This window comes from Pseudonocardia lacus (genome assembly GCF_018531445.1).
Lineage (GTDB): Bacteria > Actinomycetota > Actinomycetes > Mycobacteriales > Pseudonocardiaceae > Pseudonocardia > Pseudonocardia lacus.
This window is the reverse complement of sequence record NZ_JAHDTH010000192.1, coordinates 1-2,941: the sequence shown is the minus strand read 5'-3', so window position 1 is coordinate 2,941 and position 2,941 is coordinate 1. Positions and strand designations below refer to the sequence as shown.

Genomic DNA, 2,941 nt, shown 5'->3' with positions numbered 1-2,941 from the left:
GAGCGGTTTCGCCCGGCCCGGTGACGGCCGCGCCCGCCCCCGCGCCCCCGCCGGCCGAACCGGCCCCCCGCCGGCGCCGGCGGCCCCGGCCCGACGACGGTGGCCGCGGGATCGTCTCGCCGGCGGAGTGGCGCTCCCCGGTCGCCGGCGCGCTGCTGCGCCTGGCCCACGCCCTGCTGCTGGTCGGGCTGCTGGTCGTCGGCGTCGGCCCGCTGCTGTGGCTGGTCAAGGCGTCGTTGAGCACCACGCAGGACACCCTGCGCGACCCGATGGCGCTGTTCCCCAGCGGCGTGGACTGGGCCAACCTCGCCACCGCGTGGTCGGAGGTGCACGTCGACCTGTACTTCTTCAACAGCATGGCGCTGGCCGCCGGCTCCTGGCTGGTGCAGCTGGTGGTAGCCACGACCGGCGGCTACGCGCTGTCGGTCCTGCGCCCGCGCTACGGGCCGGTGCTCTACTGGCTGGTGCTGTCGACGCTGTTCGTGCCGGCGGTGGTGCTGCTGGTGCCGCTGTACCTGACCGTGATCGACCCGCCGCTGATCGGCGTCTCGATGATCGACTCGTTCTGGGCGGTGTGGCTGCCGGCCGGGGCGAACGCGTTCAACGTGCTGCTGGCCAAGCGGTTCTTCGACAACCTGCCGCGGGAGGTGTTCGAGGCGGCCCGGATCGACGGCGCCGGCCCGTTCCGGGTGTTCTGGTCGGTGCTGCTGCCGATGTCGCGGCCCATCCTCGGGGTGATCTCGGTGTTCGCGTTCGTGGCGGCCTGGAAGGACTTCCTGTGGCCGCTGCTGGTGCTGCGCGACCCCGACATCCAGCCCCTGTCGGTGCGGCTGCCGACGCTGGCCCGCTCCATCGAGCTGGACGTCCTGCTGGCCGCGCTCACCATCTCCGCGCTGATCCCGGTGGTGCTGTTCCTGGTGTTCCAGCGGACGTTCCTGCGCAGCGCCGGACTCAGCGGCGCGTTGAAGGGCTGATCACGACCGGCCGCAGACGCCCTTCGCGGACAGCACGCGCTGGACGGCCGTGTCGTTGGCCTCCGCGTCCAGGCGGCCCGCGGCGAGGGCGGCCTCCAGGTCGTCGAGCAGCGCCGTGACGTCGCCGCCGGTCGACCACAGCGCCATGTCGGCGCCGGCGCCCAACGCGCGCTCGACCGCCTCGGGCAGGTCGAACCGGCCGGTGACGGCCTTCATCGCGCCGAGGTCGTCGGTGAGCACCAGGCCGTCGAAGCCGTAGTCCTCGCGCAGCAGCCGGTACGCGGCCGGGGAGAGCGAGGTGGGCAGGTCGTCGGTCAGTCCGGGGACGTCGAGGTGGCCGACCATGACCCCGGTGCGGTCGCGGCCCTCGCGCGACGACAGCGGCCCGTCGGGGCCGATGAGGTTCGCGTAGGGCAGCAGGTCGAGCTCGCGCAGCTCGTCGAGCGGCGGGGTGCTGACCCGGCCGCGGTGCGAGTCGCCGTTCGCGTGGCCGTGCCCGGGGAAGTGCTTGAGCACCGTGAACACCCCGCGCTCGCGCTGACCCTCGGCGTAGGCCCGGGCGAAGGTCGTGACGGTCTCGGCGTCGCCGCCGAAGGACCGGTCGCCGATCACCGAACCGGCCGGCTGCTGGCCGACGTCGACGGTCGGCGCCATGTTCATCGTGATGCCCCGGGCCAGCAGCTTCCCGGCCCGCTCCGCCGCCGTGCGGCGCACCTCCTCCGGCGACATCCGGGCGACCATCGCCCTGGCGCTGGGCAGCGGGCCGTCGAGCTCGTCGATGCGCTGCACGCGCCCGCCCTCGTCGTCGACGGCGACCGCGATCGGGATGCGCGAGACCGCCTGCACGCCGCGCAGCTCCTGGTCGACCAGCAGGTCGGTGGCGTTGCCGCCGATGAAGATCCCCCCGACCTGGCTGGTGTGCACCGTGCGGCCGGTCCCGGCGGGGTCGGCGGCGTCGACGCCGACCATCAGCCGCTGGGCCACCCGCTCCCGGGGGCTCATCGAGGCCACCACCTCGGCGCACCGGGGCAGCCGGTCGGGCCCCAGGTTCTCGCCGGTCAACGGGGGCACCTCGGCGGGGACGGCGGCCGCGGCGCTCGGCGCCGGCACGGAGAGCAGCGCCAGCACGGCGACCGCCCCGGCGAGGGCGAGCCCGCGGCGGCGCGGGGAGCGGGTGGGAGCGGACATCGCCGCCCATCATCCCCGCCCGCTCGCCGGCTGCGGTCGGGGGCCGCCTCGTACGCCCCTGACCGGCCCCGGTTGGACGAAAGTCGCGCTCGTGCTGCGGGGTTGGACGAGAGCCGCGTTCGTGCGACGGGTCTGGGCAGGAGCGCGCTCGTCCAACGAAACGATCTCCTCCGGCGCCGCCGCGCTCGGCGGCGGGATCGGACGAGATCCGCTTTCGTGCGGCGGGATTGGACGAAAGCCGCGCTCGTGCGGCCGCCGCGGCGAGGGAGGGTGTCCTCGCAGAGCTGACGTGCCCTCGCAGTGCTGGCTGGGGACGTCGCAGTGCTGGCTGGGGACGTCGCAGTGCTGGCTGGGTTGTCGCAGTGCTGGCTGGGTTGTCGCAGCGCTGGCTGGGTTGTCGCAGCGCGCCGGCGGGCTGCGACCACACACCCGGCGCTGCGAGCGCACCACTGGTGCTGCGAGCCCGGCCGGCGAGGCGGCGCGCCGCGCCGCGAGCCGAGGCCGAGCGCCTGAACAGGGGAACAGCGCCTCCGGCGGCGCCTACGCGGCGAGCGACCGCAGATCAAGCAGGGCCCCGTAGGGGTACGGGCGCCCCGGGTTCGCGCCTTCGGCGCTCACCCCCAAGCCCCCCGCGCCCGCCGCGAGACGAGCGCGGCGCTCGTCCAGCCTGGTTGGACGAGAGCCGCTCTCGTCCAACCAGCGCCCAGCCGCCCCCGTCGAGAACGAAGTTGTCGGGACCAACCGGGTGGGGGGAGCACGGCCACGTCGGTCGCGGCGGG

General features: G+C 74.9%; 2 protein-coding genes. One reads left to right on the top strand and one right to left on the bottom strand.

Annotated features, from left to right (window positions below; all coding sequences use genetic code 11):
- Positions 1-974 (top strand): carbohydrate ABC transporter permease (locus tag KIK08_RS30510; protein ID WP_214406766.1); only part of this gene is annotated, 974 nt, incomplete at its 5' end.
- On the opposite strand, the gene KIK08_RS30505 is transcribed toward KIK08_RS30510, so the two are convergent.
- On the bottom strand, positions 975-2,162 hold the full coding sequence (locus KIK08_RS30505; protein ID WP_214406765.1) for a glycoside hydrolase family 3 N-terminal domain-containing protein: 1,188 nt from the start codon (positions 2,160-2,162) through the stop codon (positions 975-977).
- Positions 2,163-2,941 lie beyond the last annotated feature (779 nt).

Excerpts from the sequence above, each read along its gene's own strand:
- KIK08_RS30505 (WP_214406765.1), bottom strand. The coding sequence starts at position 2,162 with ATGTCCGCTCCCACCCGCTCCCCGCGCCGCCGCGGGCTCGCCCTCGCC.